General features: G+C 64.4%; 13 protein-coding genes. 9 read left to right on the forward strand and 4 right to left on the reverse strand.

The window, feature by feature from the left end; all coding sequences use genetic code 11:
* Positions 1-82: 82 nt before the first annotated feature.
* From ACSHZY_RS04425 to ACSHZY_RS04455, 7 genes are all read left to right on the forward strand, one after another.
* Positions 83-853 (forward strand): Hint domain-containing protein, encoded by a 771-nt coding sequence (locus tag ACSHZY_RS04425; RefSeq protein ID WP_435165993.1) that lies wholly within the window; start codon positions 83-85, stop codon positions 851-853.
* Positions 854-958: 105 nt separating this feature from the next.
* Entirely contained in the window at positions 959-2,632 is a 1,674-nt protein-coding gene (locus ACSHZY_RS04430) for a catalase (RefSeq protein WP_435165995.1), read from the forward strand.
* A 121-nt stretch (positions 2,633-2,753) separates the two neighbouring features.
* The gene (locus ACSHZY_RS04435) at positions 2,754-4,250 is read left to right on the forward strand and encodes an alpha-N-arabinofuranosidase (protein WP_435165998.1); all 1,497 of its coding nucleotides are present in this window, start codon (positions 2,754-2,756) and stop codon (positions 4,248-4,250) included.
* 2 nt (positions 4,251-4,252) lie between these two features.
* Positions 4,253-5,320, forward strand: coding sequence for an ABC transporter ATP-binding protein (locus ACSHZY_RS04440; protein WP_435166001.1), 1,068 nt, complete (start codon positions 4,253-4,255; stop codon positions 5,318-5,320).
* A gap of 46 nt (positions 5,321-5,366) precedes the next feature.
* Positions 5,367-6,644, forward strand: a complete 1,278-nt coding sequence (locus ACSHZY_RS04445) for an extracellular solute-binding protein (RefSeq protein WP_435166004.1) — start codon at positions 5,367-5,369, stop codon at positions 6,642-6,644.
* A 51-nt stretch (positions 6,645-6,695) separates the two neighbouring features.
* Positions 6,696-7,580 carry a carbohydrate ABC transporter permease gene (locus ACSHZY_RS04450; protein WP_435166007.1) on the forward strand — a complete coding sequence of 295 codons (885 nt, stop codon included), beginning with the start codon at positions 6,696-6,698 and terminating at the stop codon, positions 7,578-7,580.
* Positions 7,577-8,398: a carbohydrate ABC transporter permease gene (locus ACSHZY_RS04455; protein ID WP_435166010.1), complete on the forward strand. Its 822-nt coding sequence runs from the start codon at positions 7,577-7,579 to the stop codon at positions 8,396-8,398. The genes ACSHZY_RS04450 and ACSHZY_RS04455 overlap by 4 nt, the downstream gene beginning before the upstream one ends.
* A gap of 5 nt (positions 8,399-8,403) precedes the next feature.
* Here the strand turns inward: ACSHZY_RS04455 and ACSHZY_RS04460 are convergent, their stop codons facing one another.
* Together ACSHZY_RS04460 and ACSHZY_RS04465 are read right to left on the reverse strand one after the other, a co-directional pair.
* Positions 8,404-9,177, reverse strand: coding sequence for a FadR/GntR family transcriptional regulator (locus tag ACSHZY_RS04460; RefSeq protein ID WP_435166013.1), 774 nt, complete (start codon positions 9,175-9,177; stop codon positions 8,404-8,406).
* 41 nt (positions 9,178-9,218) lie between these two features.
* Complete coding sequence (locus ACSHZY_RS04465; RefSeq protein WP_435166015.1) at positions 9,219-11,588, reverse strand: DUF3772 domain-containing protein; 2,370 nt, start codon at positions 11,586-11,588, stop codon at positions 9,219-9,221.
* 470 nt (positions 11,589-12,058) lie between these two features.
* On the opposite strand from ACSHZY_RS04465, the gene ACSHZY_RS04470 reads away from it, so the two are divergent.
* Positions 12,059-12,571 carry a hypothetical protein gene (locus tag ACSHZY_RS04470; protein WP_435166018.1) on the forward strand — a complete coding sequence of 171 codons (513 nt, stop codon included), beginning with the start codon at positions 12,059-12,061 and terminating at the stop codon, positions 12,569-12,571.
* A gap of 239 nt (positions 12,572-12,810) precedes the next feature.
* Complete coding sequence (locus tag ACSHZY_RS04475; protein ID WP_435166021.1) at positions 12,811-13,104, forward strand: hypothetical protein; 294 nt, start codon at positions 12,811-12,813, stop codon at positions 13,102-13,104.
* Positions 13,105-13,293: 189 nt separating this feature from the next.
* On the opposite strand, the gene ACSHZY_RS04480 is transcribed toward ACSHZY_RS04475, so the two are convergent.
* Positions 13,294-14,133, reverse strand: coding sequence for a formate/nitrite transporter family protein (locus ACSHZY_RS04480; protein ID WP_435166024.1), 840 nt, complete (start codon positions 14,131-14,133; stop codon positions 13,294-13,296).
* Between the two features lie 27 nt (positions 14,134-14,160).
* The gene (cynS, locus tag ACSHZY_RS04485) at positions 14,161-14,625 is read right to left on the reverse strand and encodes a cyanase (RefSeq protein WP_435166027.1); all 465 of its coding nucleotides are present in this window, start codon (positions 14,623-14,625) and stop codon (positions 14,161-14,163) included.
* Between the last annotated feature and the right edge of the window lie 338 nt (positions 14,626-14,963).

Here is a 14,963-nt window from a genome sequence, read left to right on the forward strand (position 1 = left end):
AAATGCATCTTTAAGATGTATTGACACATGTTCAGATTGTTCTGCACAATTTGGCCCGGTGAGGCTGTCTCACAGGATCAGCGTGTGGGAGACGGCCATCGAAAGCGGGCAGATCGCATCAGGTCTTGAGGCCGCCGACGCGCGGTCGGGCGGCCGGATCACCCTCGGAAAGGCGGGTCCGGCACCGGGCGGATCGGGGCGGGGGATCGTCGGAACCGAACCTCTGGCGGGTGCCCCCGGCCGGATCACCCTGGCCGATGGCACACGGCTTGGCTTTCCTGCCGCCGAACGGATCATCTGCTTCACGCCCGGCGCGAGGGTGCAGACCGACGGCGGCCCCCGTGCGGTGGAAACGCTGATGGCCGGCGACATGGTGGTGACGCGGGACCGTGGCCTGCAACCCCTTCGGTGGGTCGGCCGGACGGAGGTTCCGGGCCTTGGAGGCCTCGCCCCCGTCCGCATCCGTTCGGCGGCCTTTCCCGGCCTGACGGCGGACCTTGTCGTGTCCCCCCATCACCGCATGCTGATCGAGGGCCCCCGCGCGACGCGGCTGCAGGGCGAGACGGAGGTGCTGGCCGTGGCCCGGCACCTGGTGGATGGACGGCATGTCACGGTGGAGGAGCGGGAAACGGTCACTTACCTTCACCTGCTGTTCGACCGGCACGAGGTGATCGTGGTCAATGGGGTGGCCACCGAAAGCTATCACCCCGCCGATCACGGGTTCGGCGGCCTGGATGACGCCACGCGGGAAGGGGTGTTCGCCGTCTTTCCGCAATTGCGCACGCTGCCCGAAAGCTATGGCCGGACGGCGCGGCGCGTCCTGACGCGGTCCGAAGCGGCCTTGCTGGTCTGACCGGCGGGCCGGGATCCGCCGCCCCGCGTCAACTTCCGGCGGCGATGTTGAAGGCCCGGAACGCAGGTCTACCTTTCGCTTCCACAGCCCTCGGGGAGAGACGCCATGGAAGACCAACCGCCACACAACAAGACCCTGACCAACCGTCAGGGGCACGAGATCACGAACAACCAGTCGCAGCGCACCGTGGGTCCGCGCGGCCCGGCGACGCTGGAAAACTACCACTTCCTTGAAAAGATCACCCATTTCGACCGCGAACGCATTCCGGAGCGCGTGGTCCATGCGCGCGGCTTCGTCTGCTATGGCGAGTTCGAGGCAACAGGGATGATCGGGGACGAACCCGCCTCCACCTACACCCGCGCCAAGCTGTTCCAGGACAAGGGCAAGAAGACGCCGCTGGCGATCCGTTTTTCGACCGTGATCGGCGGGCGCGACAGTTCCGAAACGGCCCGCGATCCGCGCGGCTTCGCCGTGAAGTTCTACACCGAGGACGGGAACTGGGATCTGGTCGGCAACAACCTCGCCGTCTTCTTCATCCGCGACGCGATCAAGTTCCCGGACGTGATCCATTCGCTGAAGCCCGATCCGGTCACCTTCCGGCAGGAACCGAACCGCATCTTCGACTTCATGTCGCAGACGCCCGAAGCCATGCACATGCTGACGCACCTGTTCAGCCCACGCGGCATTCCGGCGTCCTACCGCCACATGGAAGGCTTCGGCGTGAACACCTACAAGATGGTGAACGCGCAGGGCGAGACGGTTCTGGTGAAGTACCACTTCCACCCGCGGCAGGGCTTGGCCTCGCTGACGGCGGACGAGGCCGCGAAGGTGCAGGGCCGGGATTTCGGCTCCGCCTCCAAGGACCTGTTCACCGCGATCGAGCGGGGGGAGTATCCGCAATGGGACTTCTTCGTGCAGATCATGGAGGATCACGAGCATCCCGAGCTGGACTGGGATCCGCTGGACGACACCAAGATCTGGCCGGAAAAGGACTTCCCGCTGCGCCATGTCGGCGTGATGACCCTGAACCGCAACGTGGAGAACTTCTTCGACGAGAACGAGCAGATCGCCATGGGCACGGGCGTGCTGGTGGACGGGCTGGACTTTTCGGACGATAAGATGCTGGTGGGGCGGACCTTCTCCTATTCCGACACGCAGCGTTACCGCGTGGGCACCAACTATTTGCAACTGCCGGTGAACCGCGCCAAGAACGCGCGCGTGTCCACCAACTATGACGGCGGGCAGATGTCGTTCGGGCGCGATCTGGCACCGGGGCAGAACCCCCATGTCAACTTCGAGCCGTCGATCCACAACGGCTTGCACGAATCCGATCGCGATGCCCCTAACAACCAGCCCGAGATCCGCGGCCACCTGACCCGCAGCGTGCTGGAACGCCGCAACGACTATGTTCAGGCGCGCGGCCGTTATTGCACGATGATGCAGTGGGAACGGGACGATCTGGTGCTGAACATGGGCACCCTTCTGGCCGATTGCGAACGCGACGTGCAGGAGCGGATGGTCTGGCACTTCATGATGGTGCACGATGATTACGGCAACCGCATGGGCGAGATGCTGGGCATCACCGCCGCCGACCTGAAGCATCTGGGGCCGTTGCCCAAGCAGGTGCTGACCGAGGAGGACCAGCGTCGTCTGGCCAGCCTTGGCGCGAACAACGACGTGATCGACGAAACCGTCTGGGGCCAGTGGACAAGCTCGGTCAAGAACCGTCAGGCCACGGCCGAGGAAGTGCTGAACGGCACGCTGGACGCGGCGAAGTAAACTCCGGGCGTCATTCATCCCCCGCAAAGGCCGCAGCGATGCGGCCTTTGTCATTTGCACGAATAGTTTTGACAGCCTGATTTTTGCCTTCTAGTTTGTCAGACAAACAGGGAGGAAGAACATGAAGGTCAAGGCCGCCATCCATCGGGACTTCGAAATCTCCAAGATCGACGACCGGCTTTACGCCGCCTTCATCGAGCATATGGGGCGGGCAATCTATTCGGGGATCTACGAGCCCGGCCACCCGCAGGCCGACGGAAACGGGTTTCGGCGCGACGTGGCGGCCATGGTGCGCGACCTGAACATCCCGGCCATCCGCTATCCCGGCGGCAACTTCGTGTCCGCCTATCGCTGGGAAGATGGCATCGGCCCGAAAGAGGATCGCCCCGTCCGGCTGGATCTGGCCTGGCGGTCGCGCGAAACCAACCAGGTCGGCATCAACGAATTCGCCATCTGGGCGAACGAGCTGGGCATCGACATGATGCTGGCCGTGAACCTCGGCTCCCGCGGGATCGAGGAGGCGCGCAACTTCATGGAATACGTCAACCATCCCGGCGGCACCTACTGGTCCGACCTGCGCCGCAGCCACGGGGTGGAAAAGCCCTATGGCGTGAAGATGTGGTGCCTTGGCAACGAGATGGACGGCCCGTGGCAGATCGGCGCGAAGCCCGCCCGCGAATACGGCCGCCTTGCGGACGAGACGGCGAAGGCCCTGCGTGCCCTGACCCCCGACGCCGAGATGATCGTCTGCGGATCGTCGAACGACGAGATGCCGACCTATCCCGAATGGGAACGGGTGGTGCTGGAGGAATGCTACGAGCATGTGGACCACATCTCGCTCCACAAGTACTTCGGCAACTCGTCCCGCGACACGCTGAACTTCTTTGGCAAGATCGAGGAAACGGGCCGCTACATCAACACGATCGGCGGCGTGATCGATTTCGTGAAATCGAAGAAGCGGGCGAAGAACGACGTCCACATCTGCTTTGACGAATGGAACGTCTGGTATCACCGGCGCGAGGAGGACGGACGGCGCTGGCGCACCTGGGACTGGCCCGAAGCGCCCGACCTGCTGGAGGAAACCTACACCTTCGAGGACGCGCTGTTCGTCGGTGGCCTTCTGAACGAGTTCATCCGCCGGTCGGACCGCGTGAAGATCGCCTGCATTGCGCAGCTGGTGAACGTGATCGCCCCGATCCGGGCGGACAAGAACGGCAAGGCGTGGCGCCAGTCGATCTACTGGCCCTACCAGATGGCCTCGGTCTATGGGCGGGGCACGGCGCTGCGCGTGGCGGTGGACGGGCCGAAGTATGATTGCGCGGTGGCCTCCGACGTGGATTATCTGGACATCACGGCCGTTCAGGGCGCAGGCTGTGTCACGATCTTCGCGATCAACCGCCACTTGCGGGAAACGCTGGATCTGCGTCTGTCGCTGACGGGCTTCAAGGCGACACTCGACTTTCACAAGATGATCGGGGGGCATGATCTGATGGCAACGAACGGTCCGGACGCCGAACCCATCGCGCCCGTGGACGGCACGGGCATCGGGGTGGAGGATGGCAACGTCGTGGGTGCCTTGCCGCCCTTGTCCTATCACGTCATCCGCCTGAAGGTGTGACGATGTCCGGGGTGGTTCTGCGCAACGTGCGCAAATCCTTCGGCGCCATCGACGTCATCAGGGACGTGTCGCTGACGATCGAGAAAGGCAAGTTCGGCGTCTTCGTGGGCCCCTCGGGCTGCGGGAAGTCCACCTTGCTGCGCATGATCGCCGGGCTGGAAAACAGCACCGGCGGCACGATCGAGATCGGCGGCCGCAACGTCACGGATGTGGAGCCGGCGCGGCGCGGCGTGGCGATGGTGTTCCAGTCCTATGCGCTTTACCCGCACCTGTCGGTGGCCGAGAACATGGCCTTCTCGCTCCGCCTCGCGAAGGCGTCGCGGGCGGAGCGGGAAAGCAAGGTGCGCGAAGCGGCGCGGATCCTGCAGCTGACCGATCATCTGGACAAGCGTCCGTCCGAACTTTCGGGCGGTCAGCGGCAGCGGGTGGCCATCGGCCGCGCCATCGTGCGCGAACCGGAGGTGTTCCTGTTCGACGAACCCTTGTCGAACCTCGACGCGGAACTGCGCGTCCAGATGCGGCTGGAGCTGAGCCGCCTGCACCACCAGATCGGCGCGACGATGATCTATGTCACGCATGACCAGGTGGAGGCGATGACGCTGGCCGACAGCATCTTCGTGCTGAAGAACGGCGTCGTCCAGCAGTCGGGCGCGCCCCTGGGGCTTTACGACGATCCGGACAACCGCTTCGTCGCCGGGTTCATCGGATCGCCGGCCATGAACTTCCTGGACGGCACGGTGGTGGCGCACACGGCGCAGGGCATCCGCGCCGCGACCGAGCAGGGGGAGATCGTGGCCCATGTCATCAACCGCCCGGCCGAAGGGAGCGCCGTGACGCTGGGGGTGCGCCCCGAACATCTGGTTCCCGCCGAAACCGGCATTCCGGTGCTGGTGGAAATGGCCGAGGAACTGGGCGGCAACGCCTTCATCCATTCGCGCCTGGCTTCGGGGGCGGATGTCGTCTTCGAGCGCCGGGGCCTGCGGGACCGGCTGGAGGGGCAGCGTATCCACCTTGCCGTCGATCCCGCGCATGTCCTGTGCTTCACGGCGGAGGGCTTGCGGCTGCGCTGAGGAAAAACCGGACGGGGAGGTCCGGTCAACAGAGGAGGAACCAAGAATGAAACGACTGACCTCGCTTGTGACGGCCATCCTGCTGTCCACCGCGATCCCCGCGCTGGCCCAGCAGCAGATCACCTGGTGGGACTTCTTCGTGGGCGGCGACGGCGTGCGCATGAAGGCGCTGCTGCAGCAGTTCAACAACGAACATCCCGACATCGCCGTGACCGCGACTTCGCTGGAATGGGGCACGCCCTTCTACACCAAGATCCGCACCTCGGCGGCGGTGGGGCAGGGGCCGGACGTGATGAGCTATCACCTGTCGCGCCTGCCGATGGCCTTGCAGGAAGGGGTCCTGACGCCCATCACGGTGGCGGATATGGAAACGGCCGGCCTGAAGGAGGACGACTTCTTCGGCCCCGCGCTGGAAGCCGCCAAGGGGCCGGACGGCACGCTTTACGCGGTGCCCTTCGACATCCATTCGACCGTCCTCTTTTACAACAAGACGCTGCTGGAAGGGACCGAGTATCTGGACGCCGACGGCAAGCTGACGGGCGTCGACACGCTGGAAGGGTTCGAAGGCGCGCTGGCCGCAGCCAAGGACAAGGGCGCGGAGGCCCCCATCTCCTATGCCACGGGCGATGATGGCGGCGTTTATCGCGTCTTTTACAGCCTTCTGGCCCAGCAGGGCGGGGAACTGATTTCGGCCGATGGCGAGGTTCTTCCGGGCGACAGTGGTGAAAAGGCCGCCAACGCGATCCGCGTCATGACCCACTGGTTCGAGGAAGGCTGGCAGCCCGAGCAGGCGGCCTACGAGGCGTCGGTCGCGCTCTTCACCTCGGGCAAGTCCGCCTTCTTCTTCAACGGCGCCTGGGAGGTGCCGACGATGGTCGATCTGGAAAAGGGCGGGAACCTGGGCTTTGAATGGGGTGTGGCCGAAATCCCGCCCTTGATGGGCAAGCAGACGAACTGGGCCGACAGCCACGGCTTTGCCATCCCCATCCAGGGCAAGACCCAGATGGACCCCGAAAAGCGTGCGGCCGTCATGACCCTGATCGGCTGGATGGAGGAGCATTCGCTGGACTGGGCCGCGGCGGGCCACATCCCCGCCTACAAGCCCGTGGCCGAATCCGAAGCGTTCCGCGCGATGGAGCCGAATGCGAGCTATGCCGGTCTGGCCGATCGTGCGACCTATGATCCCCGCTCGGAAGCCGCAGGCGTGGCCTCGCCCGTTTATGACGCGGCGATCAACATCATCTCGCCGGCCATCCACGGCTACATGGAGCCCGAGGACGCGGTGGAAGAGATCCGCTCCGAGCTTGAAGGCGTGCTGAACTGATCGTTCGCGGCCCCCGCATCGCCGGGGGCCGTCCGCAGAAAGGAGCGTTCCATGGCGATGATACGCAACCAGAGGCGCCACCGGATGGTCGCCCTGACCCTGATCCTGCCCTTCACCCTGATCTTCGCGGTGGTCTTCGCCTATCCCATCGCCGAGGTGATCCGGCTGAGCTTCACCAACGCCACGCTGATCGGGGGCGGCGAATGGATCGGGCTTGAAAACTACCGCGAGCTTCTGGACGACCGGCTGTTCTACACCTCGTTGAAGAACAACGGGTATTTCGTGCTGCTGACGGTGATCCCGACCACGCTGATCGCCCTGTGCATCGCGCTGATGGTGCAGCGGCTGAAGGGCCGGATGCAGGCGCTGGTGCTGGCGATGTTCTTTCTGCCCTACATCCTGCCCGTGTCGGTGGTGACGCAGATCTGGGCCTGGATGCTGGATTTCCAGTTCGGCATCCTGCAACCGCTGCTGGAACAGATCGCGGGCAAGCCCGTGCCCGTGTTCAAGAACCCCTACTGGGTCATGCCCTCGGTCGCGCTGGTGACGATCTGGTGGACCAACGGCTTCAACGTGCTGCTGCTGCTGGCCGGCCTGCGCAACATCCCCACGGACCTGTACGAGGCGGCGGCGCTGGACGGGGCGAACCGGCGGCAGCAGTTCCGGCGCGTGACCTGGCCCCTGCTTTGGCCGGTGGTGGCGCTGGTCCTGACGCTGCAACTGATCCTTCAGCTGAAGATCTTCGACCAGATCTACCTTCTGTCCGAAGGCGGGCCGTTCAACAACTCCTCGGTGCTGCTTCTGATGGTCTACCGCGAAGCGTTCCAGCAGAACAACGGCGGCTACGCGGCGGCGATCTCGCTGGTCGTGTTCCTGCTGATCGTCGCGGTGTCGGTGCTGCAATATCAGATCCTGCGGATAAGGGGACGGCGATGAGACGTGTCGAGAACGCGGCCCTGACCGCGCTGGCCCTGACGGCCGGGCTGATCTGGATCTTCCCGCTCTACTGGGCGGTCATCACCTCCCTCCGCAGCGAGAACCGGGTCGTGTCGGACGCGGCGGGGCTGGTGCCGGACGAATTCCGGCTGGGCGCCTACTATGACGCGCTCTTCAACTCCAACCTGCTGAACTGGTACGTGAACTCCATCGGGACATCGCTGATCATCACGGCGATCGTGCTGCTGACGGGAATGATGTGCGCTTATGCGCTGTCGCAGATGACCTTTCCGGGGCGCCGGCTGCTGTATGGTGTGGTGCTGGGCAGCTTCATGGTGCCGGCGCAGGTTCTGGTGGTGCCGCAGTTCATGCTGATGAACGATCTGGGCCTGATCAACACCTGGGGCGGGATCATCCTGCCGCAGCTGGTCGTGCCGGTGGTGATCATCGTCTACAAGCAGTTCTTCGACGCCGTCCCGAAAGAGATGAAGGAGGCGGTCGTGCTGGACGGGGGTGGCGACTACACCCTGCTGTTCCGGGTCTATCTGCCGCTGAACTGGGGCATCACGACGGCCCTGGGCATCATCACCTTTATCTCCTCGTGGAACGCGTTCCTGTGGCCGTTCCTCGTCATCACGACCGAGGACATGATGACCATCCCCGTGGGCCTGACGCAGGTGAACGACGCGTTCGGCGTGGCCTATGCCCGGCTGATGTCGGTGGCGCTTCTGGGGGCCGCGCCGGTGGTGATCGCCTACCTGATCTTCCAGCGTCGCGTGACGGAAGCCGTGATGATTTCCTCGGGCGTCAAGGGGTAGGGGCGTCAGGGGGAAGGGGCGGTCTTCAGGTCGAAGACCGTCGCCCCCGAGGTGTCCAGAAGCGCGGTGTCGACCAGTTGGGCCATCAGGCGGTGGGCGCCGGACGCGTCCCCCGCCTCGATCCGTTCGAAGACGGCGGCGTGTTCGTCGACCGGATTGCGGGTGTGGGGGTTGGGCATGTCGCGATAGCGGAAGGCCGTGGTGAAGGCCACGGCCGCGCAGATCCCCGCTTCCAGCGTGATCAGGACGGGATTTTGCGAACTGCGCAGCAGCGCGCGGTGAAACCCGGCATCGGCCTGGTGCCAGCTCGTTTCCGTCATCTCGCAGGTGCGCATGGCGTGCAGGGCGCTGCGGAAGGCGTCAAGGTCCGCCTCGGTCCGGCGCTGGGCGGCGAACCCCGCGGCCGCCGGTTCGATCATGGAGCGCAGTTCGTACATCGCGCGGATGAACCAGTCCGGCGGGGGGCCGGAATCGAAGAACCAGCGCACGACGTCGGGGTCGAGCAAGGTCCACGCCTCGCGCGGGGCGACGCGGGTGCCGCTGCGCGTGCGACTGATCAGCATGCCCTTGCCCGCCACCTGCCGCAGCGCTTCGCGATAGGCGCTGCGCGACACGCCGGCCTGCTGGATGAAGTCCATCTCGGTCGGGACCTGCTCCCCTTCCGCCAGATCGCCGGACACGATCTTCCGCCCCAGCCAGTCGGCGATGGAGCCGTTGATCCGGCGCACGGACCGGGTGGAAAATGACATGGCGGGGTCGGTCGGCGCGGCCTGTTTCATTGTCGGAGCTTATCAGACCGGGGCAGGAAAAGCGACGATGTTCACGCGTCATCCATCCCGGCGACGGCGGCCGGCGGATGGCCGGGTCCCACGTCCCGCGCCTTCAGTTCGGCCAGAAGGCGGAACAGCAGATCGCTTCGCGTGCCGTAGACCAAGCGGGGGGAGGCCACGAAGGCAAAGCTGTTGAACTTGATCATCCCTTCGACAAGAGAGTCGATGTAGACCGACGGCTTCGGGTCGTCAAAGACGGCCGGATGGTCGCGGAACAGCTTCAGCAGGACGCGCGCCACCTCGTCGGCGTCCTCCTCCATCGGGACGGTGAATTCGATCTGGATGCGGCCCATGGGGTTGGCCAGCGTCAGGTTGCGGACGTTCTTCGTGATCAGTTCCGAATTCGGGATGATCAGGGTCGACCTGTCGCCGATCTGGATCTCGGTCGATCGGACGCTGATGCGTTTCACATCCCCTTCGTCGGTTCCGATGCGGATGGTGTCGCCGATCTTCACCGGCCGTTCGGCCAGCAGGATCAGGCCCGAGATGAAGTTCTGCGTGATGGCCTGAAGGCCGAAACCGATGCCGACCGACAGCGCGCTGACCACGAGGCCCAGCCGTTCCATCCCGATGCCCAGCGACGACACCGCCCATGTGACCACCACCGCAAGGCCCAGATACCGCATGATCGTGGAAGCGGAGTTGCGTGCCCCCGCGTCCAGTTCCGTGGCGGGCAGATAGGTCTTGTCCAGCCAGCCGCTGATCATCCGGATGCCGGCGATCCCGATCGCGAAGACGATGGCCGCCCGCGCGATGGCGCCCAGCTGGATGACGATGCCCCCCACCGCGATGGAGGAGATGGAGATGCCGGAGATCTTGGTGTAGGCCGGACCCGTGCCCCCGCCCAGCGGCGCGAGGATGGCCGACAGGGCCAGAAAGCCGATGGCGATCCGACCGAGGACCGACACGATCAGCCCCAGCTGCCGCACCGTGCTTTGGCGCAACCCGAAGCCCCGCGTCAGGGACCGTCCGGCCGGGCTGTTTTCGGAAAAGACGTTCGTCGCGATGTCATCCACCGCGGCCATCAGAAGATACGCGGCCGAGATGACGATGGTGCCCCAAAGCACCTCGCGTCCCATCAGCAGGGCCAGGTTCACGTTGCCGCGGACCAGCGCGATCACGCAGACAACCACCGTGATCCAGCCGACCAGCATCGCGACCGTCATGAGGGACCGGCGCTCCGTCACCTGTCCGGCCTGAAGATCCCGCGCGCCCCGCAACCCGCGCAGCGCGATCAGGATGGAGATGAGAAGCCCCACGTGAAGGGTGGCGATCAGAAGGTTGCCGGTGACGTTGGCGGACGGGCTGACCCCGACGATCCGGTTCATCTCGGTCAGGCCTGCGCTCAGCACTGCAAGCGCGGCCGAGACCCCGAGGAAGGGATGAAGAACGTGGGCGTCGTGATCTTCGATCGGCAGCAGGCGCCAGGACTGCTTGTCCTTCAGCAGGAGGGCGGAGCCGAGAGCGATCGTGACCGCCCCGAAGGAGGCGGCGTAAAGAAGCGTCCAGGCGAGCGAGGACGCGGAGGAAGTGAGTGCCCCCGCCCATTGCAACGCCTGCACGACGATCAGGAAGGCGAGGGTGGAGGTCAGAGAGCCTACGGTGACGAACCACAGCGCAAGGCCGGTGCGCCGCAACTGCGTCTGCGGCGCGCGATGGGCGGCGTAGTTCTGCCCCAGCTGGTTGAGGCGTTGGCGCACAGGCAGCAGAAGCAGCCCCGCCAGCGCCAGCGCCCCCGACAGGATCGCGATTCCGCTGACGGTCATCGCGGTCATGAAGCGGTTGGTGGCGGCGTTGAAGAAGTTGGTCAGGCGGTCGAAATCGGTCGGAAGGTTGGTAAACAGCGCCTGCCAGTAGGCTTGCGTGAAGGGGGAGGCCACGCGTTCAAGGACGTTCTTGTTGAAAAGGGCGGTGACGGCGCGGTTGATCGCCTCCACCGTCTCGTTCGCGCTGGTCACCAGCAGCCGGGCCTGCTTGACGGCCGAGTCGAGCTGATCGCTTTCGCTGGTCAGGTCCGCCCGCTGGTTCTGGATGACCGGCGCCTCACCATCCGTGGGCTCCCCGATCGCCGCCAACGTCGCCTGAAGTTCAGTCAGGCGCGGGGTCAGGATGCCGATCGTGGCGTTGGCCGTGGCCGCCGCTTCCTGCGCCTGCGTGCGCAGGGCGTCGTAATCCGACCGTGCGCGTTCCGTCTGAAGGGCGGACCGCACCGTGTCCAGATTGGCCGACGCCTGGTTGAGGAGGTTGACCTGATCCTGCAGGGCGGAGGACACCTGTGCAGCCGCCGGCAACGGCAGCGCGCCGGCCGTCCCCAGCAGAAGGCAGAACATCAGGCAAACAAGGCGGAGAATCTGGGTCATCGGCGTCGATCATGCGTTGGGATGGCTGTCCGTGCCACACGGACCGGGAAAAGGGTAGTCTGCCAAGGCTGCGGACCCGTGCCGCACGACAGGGAGACGCATTTCCCGCGCACCCACCGTCGATTACGGTATTATGTTCTTATCAATAAGAACATGATTTCGACCTTGTTGCAGATGTTTGCGACATAACGCTGCACTGCTTGGGATTGCAGGTCATCGGGGGCACCGATGCGACGTCCGGGCGACGTGATTCTGTTGTGCCGACCGGGAGGATAGGTGCGGGGGTGATCCGATCATTTCCCGTCTGAGGCTTCTGTTGCGAAGAGGTTGCGGCACGAAGCCGCAACCTTGTCCTTTTCGCAGCAGGTTACGGCCAAAACCGAATCTCAAGTCGCGCGGTCATGTTTCACGGCCACCAGTCGGTGGACATTACTGAATGACGAATGAGCCTCGGCGTCGGGGCATAACGCTTGGCGCTTTTCTTTTTGGGCCTGTATCTGCTGATCATGGCAGCTCGGGGCCTTGCGCTTGCCTATCAGGGCGGCCCATCTGGCCCATGCGGGCCGGTCTTTCTGTCATGTCCTGACGAGATTGGCCCTGGTGATCTCGGCCATCCTGATGTTCATCAACCGGCGGGCGGGCTTCTTCTTGTTCGGGGCCTCCCTTGTCGTCACCATTTTCTGGACGGTCTGAAAATCGGGTTCGACGGCTGGGGTTCGGTCCCGCGTCTGGCCTCGCTGATCGCGCTGACCGCGCTGTTCTGGAAGCGCGTGCGCCCTGTCATCCCGGGCATCGGTAAGCCGGTCTTCTTCGGCGTGACGGTCGCGCTGCCGGTCATCATGTTCCTGATGATCATCATCCCGATCACTTGGCCGCCGACGCTGCACCTCCGCCTCCGGGGACGCGGCTGCGGAACGTCCGGCCGAGCCCTTCAGCCGCGCGACGGTCACGTCGGCCAACCGGAACGTCGCCGCCACGCATGACGAGAACAGCTGGACCGCCTATCCCGGCTCTGACCTCGGCACGCACCACTTCGTCGCGGCGCAGATCACACCCGAAAACGCCTCGGAGCTGGAAATGTGTGGAATATCACCACGGCGACGTGAAGAGCCGGGTGAGAAGATCGCCTATCGGAACGAAGCCTCGCTGCTGAAGATCGACAACTCGCTTTGCACCTGCACGCCGAAACAGGTCGTCATTTCGATCAACGCCGAAACGGGCGGTGAAAACTGGCGCTTCGATCCCGAAGACGGACCTCACCAACCTCAAGGAGCCGGGCGGTGTCTGCCGTGGCGTCGCTTATCAGAGCGTTCCGAACGCCCCCCCCGCGACGCAGGCCTGCGCGCAGCGCATCATCTGGGGCACCGCCGACAGACGCCTGATGGCGGTGGACGCGCTGACTGGCCACGTGTGCCAGGACTTCGGCACGAACGGCCCCACCACGATCTGTGAGACGAAGCTCCAGACCCGTCGTTTTGAGGGTTTTGCAGGGTTCAGGCTCCGCAAGGAAGCCTGATCGATGAGCAATCTTTACTGGCTTAACGACGCGCTTGAAGCCCTTCTTTCCGAAAAGCCATCGCATGGCACGTCGCGTCGCATCCCTGGTGGAGCCGCCAAGGCACCCAAGACAAAAGTAACTTCTTGTCGCAGTGCTACGAGAATGTCTTTCACAGGAAAGAAGGACGTTTCCCTGAAACCCGTTTGGTTATTCTGCCGGTACGGCGATGGGCCCGTCCACCGGTTCCGTTTGCGGCGATGTGCGGTAATGCGTGGCGTAGATCATGGCGCCGACGAAGGTCAGCCCGCCCACGAGGTTTCCGATCACGGTCGGAATCTCGTTCCAGATCAGGTAGTCCATCACGGTGAACTGGCCGCCCAGCAGAAGGCCCGACGGGAACAGGAACATGTTCACGATCGAATGTTCGAAGCCCATGTAGAAGAACACGAGGATCGGCATCCACATCGCCATGATCTTGCCGGAGACGGAGGTGGACATCATCGCCGCGACCACGCCCGTCGACACCATCCAGTTGCACATGACCGCGCGGATGAAGAGGGTCAGCATCCCACCCGCCCCGTGCGCGGCATAGCCAAGCGTCCGCCCTTCGCCGATATGGCCGATCTGCTGGCCGACGGCGTTCGGTTCGGTCGTGAAGCCGAAGGTCACGATGATGGCCATGAAGATCGCCACCGTGAACGCGCCGCAGAAGTTGCCGGCGAAGACAAGTCCCCAGTTCCGCCACAGGCTTTTCATCGTGACGCCGCGCCGCTTGTCCAGAAGCGCCAGCGGCACCAGCGTGAACACGCCCGTCAGAAGGTCGAACCCCATGAGGTAGAGCATGCAGAACCCAACGGGGAACAACAGCGCCCCGATCAGCGGGTTGCCGGTGTTGACCGTGACGGTGACGGCGAAGGCCGCCGCCAGCGCTAGGATCGCCCCAGCCATGTAGGCGCGGATCAGCGTGTCCTTGGTGGACATCAGCGCCTTGGAAGCGCCCGCGTCGATCATCTTGCGGGCAAGGTCGGGTGGGTTGACGTAGGACATCGAGAAACCTTCCTGTGGATCGTGTTCTTACCAGTTGGTGTAGGCGAGGTATTTTCCCGACATCGTCAGCTTCACCCGGTCGCCCTTCGGGTCCGGCTCCCGCTCCAGGTGCATGGAGAAGTCGATGGCGGACATGATGCCATTGCCGAACTCCTCGTTGATGAGGGCCTTCAGTGTCGGGCCGTAGACGCCCATGATCTCGTGCAAGCGATACAGGCAGGGGTCCGTGGGCACGGTCTGCGTCCAGACCTTGGTGGGGCTTTGGGTCAGCAGGTCGATCGCGCTGTCCGGCAGGCCCAGCAGGTCGGCGAAGGCGGTGGCCTTGTCGGGGGGAAAGGCGTTCATGCCGGTGGCGGCGGAATGGGTCCAGACGGGGGACATGCCGATGGCCTCGGCAAGGCCGTCCCATGTCAGGCCCGCGCGCTTCTTGGCGCGCAGGATCATCGCCGTGAGGTCGTCGCGGGTCAGTTCCTCGATCGTCATCTTGTTCATGGCAGGGTCCTTTCAGGAGGCGGAACGGGAAGAGGGTGACGCGGCAGGCGTCTTGCGGAACGGAACGGTTCCGGGGGATGTGCGGATGCGACAGGCATGAGAACTCGGATGGCAGGAACGGAAAAAACGTCAGCTTTCGGAAAGCGGGATACCGGCGCGGGACCGGGCGCTTTCGGTTATTCCGCGTCATCGCGAAACGTGCCGCATCCTTGCGAGCCGGTAGGATGCGACGTTGCATCCTGCCATGAGGTGATCATGAAAGGCGTCCTGCCGCCCCGGCAAGCGCCAATGCCCTTGGACGCAAGGGCGGCGCCTGTCTGCGCAAATGCGGGGCGGGG

It is taken from the genome of Falsirhodobacter sp. 1013, from assembly GCF_051195255.1.
Classification (GTDB): Bacteria; Pseudomonadota; Alphaproteobacteria; order Rhodobacterales; family Rhodobacteraceae; genus Falsirhodobacter.

What these genes read in the sequence shown, in the direction of transcription:
- ACSHZY_RS04430 (WP_435165995.1), top strand. Translation starts at nt 959, where the DNA reads ATGGAAGACCAACCGCCACACAACAAGACCCTGACCAACCGTCAGGGG.
- ACSHZY_RS04435 (WP_435165998.1), top strand. Translation starts at nt 2,754, where the DNA reads ATGAAGGTCAAGGCCGCCATCCATCGGGACTTCGAAATCTCCAAGATC.
- ACSHZY_RS04440 (WP_435166001.1), top strand. Translation starts at nt 4,253, where the DNA reads ATGTCCGGGGTGGTTCTGCGCAACGTGCGCAAATCCTTCGGCGCCATC.
- ACSHZY_RS04445 (WP_435166004.1), top strand. Translation starts at nt 5,367, where the DNA reads ATGAAACGACTGACCTCGCTTGTGACGGCCATCCTGCTGTCCACCGCG.
- ACSHZY_RS04450 (WP_435166007.1), top strand. Translation starts at nt 6,696, where the DNA reads ATGGCGATGATACGCAACCAGAGGCGCCACCGGATGGTCGCCCTGACC.
- ACSHZY_RS04455 (WP_435166010.1), top strand. Translation starts at nt 7,577, where the DNA reads ATGAGACGTGTCGAGAACGCGGCCCTGACCGCGCTGGCCCTGACGGCC.
- ACSHZY_RS04460 (WP_435166013.1), bottom strand. Translation starts at nt 9,177, where the DNA reads ATGAAACAGGCCGCGCCGACCGACCCCGCCATGTCATTTTCCACCCGG.
- ACSHZY_RS04465 (WP_435166015.1), bottom strand. Translation starts at nt 11,588, where the DNA reads ATGACCCAGATTCTCCGCCTTGTTTGCCTGATGTTCTGCCTTCTGCTG.
- ACSHZY_RS04480 (WP_435166024.1), bottom strand. Translation starts at nt 14,133, where the DNA reads ATGTCCTACGTCAACCCACCCGACCTTGCCCGCAAGATGATCGACGCG.
- cynS (WP_435166027.1), bottom strand. Translation starts at nt 14,625, where the DNA reads ATGAACAAGATGACGATCGAGGAACTGACCCGCGACGACCTCACGGCG.